Here is a 1085-nt window from a genome sequence, read left to right as displayed (position 1 = left end):
TGAAAGACTTAAACCCAGATTGATTTACTTTTTCATGCCATTTGGCTAATTTTGCAAAACCAATGATTTTGTCTTTTGTATTTTCAAAGATGCCACGGAGCTCTTGAGTTAGATTATATCCTTTTTGAATATCAGGATATAATTTAAATAGTAACGCAGCACGTTCTGTTTGATTTTGAGTCCATTTCGATTTGGTTTTGTACAAGAAATAGCGACTTCTAGCAAGTAATTGTTTGAGTGTATCACCATTGGGAAGTATATTAGATTGGAAATTTACATTTGACTTCTTGGCTCTCTCCATTGCTTCATTTTCTATATCTATGGCTTCCCAGCGATATTTGATTCTAATTTCCTGTAACGCTTCTGTAGCTAGCTTTTGAACGTGGAATCGGTCTGTAACGCGAGTAGCATTAGGAAAACACTTTTTAGCTATCAATCCCATGTTCCCAGCCATATCCAGAGTAATTTCCTTGACTAGATTTCGCTGTTTAAGAGGGATTTTTTCAATAACACCAATAACTGTTTCTGCTTTAGTTCCTGCAACCATAGCCACTATAGTTCCTTTCCTACCTTTACCGGATTTATTGGTTAAAATAGTATAGAGTTCGCCATTTGAAAGAGAAGTTTCATCTATTGATAAACGCTTTCCAATATTTCGTGGAAAGAGAAGCCATTTTTTAGCGTGTGATATTTGATCCCAAACTTTGAAATCACTTAGAAAGTCTTTGTATTGACCTTGTAGGTTTCTACCAGAAACTCCGTAGAAGCAAGCAATGGTATTACAATCATTTGGACTGGAATCTATTGATCTCTTTTAAAAAAGACGCAAACTCCTGAGTTACACGAGTTCCGTCTGCTACTAAATTCCAATCTCTAAAAACGACCTTTCCAGTATCTTCATTTAGCCATCTTCTGCGAGTGATATGGAGATACACCTGATGTCCACGGATAGGAAAATCCTGAACCGTTATCTCTTCAAAGAATCCTTTTGAACTTAATTTTGATTCTCTATATTCTTTAGGTATAGAGTTAATCTCTTTTAAAAACAGATGTAGGGTTTCGCCTTCCTTTTTATAAGAAGTAAG

General features: G+C 35.5%; 2 protein-coding genes. Both read right to left on the bottom strand.

Features of this window, described 5'->3' with window-relative positions; all coding sequences use genetic code 11:
• The coding region (locus OIU80_RS20845; protein ID WP_264288888.1) for an ISAon1 family transposase at nucleotides 1-775 on the bottom strand (775 nt) is incomplete at its 3' end.
• A 10-nt stretch (nucleotides 776-785) separates the two neighbouring features.
• The coding region (locus OIU80_RS20840) for an ISAon1 family transposase N-terminal region protein (RefSeq protein WP_264288887.1) at nucleotides 786-1085 on the bottom strand (300 nt) is incomplete at its 5' end.

Origin of the sequence: Flavobacterium frigoritolerans (assembly GCF_025847275.1) — a bacterium.
Classification (GTDB): Bacteria; Bacteroidota; Bacteroidia; order Flavobacteriales; family Flavobacteriaceae; genus Flavobacterium; species Flavobacterium frigoritolerans.
Note: the sequence above shows the minus strand (reverse complement) of the source record. Positions and strands in the feature narration are given on the sequence as shown.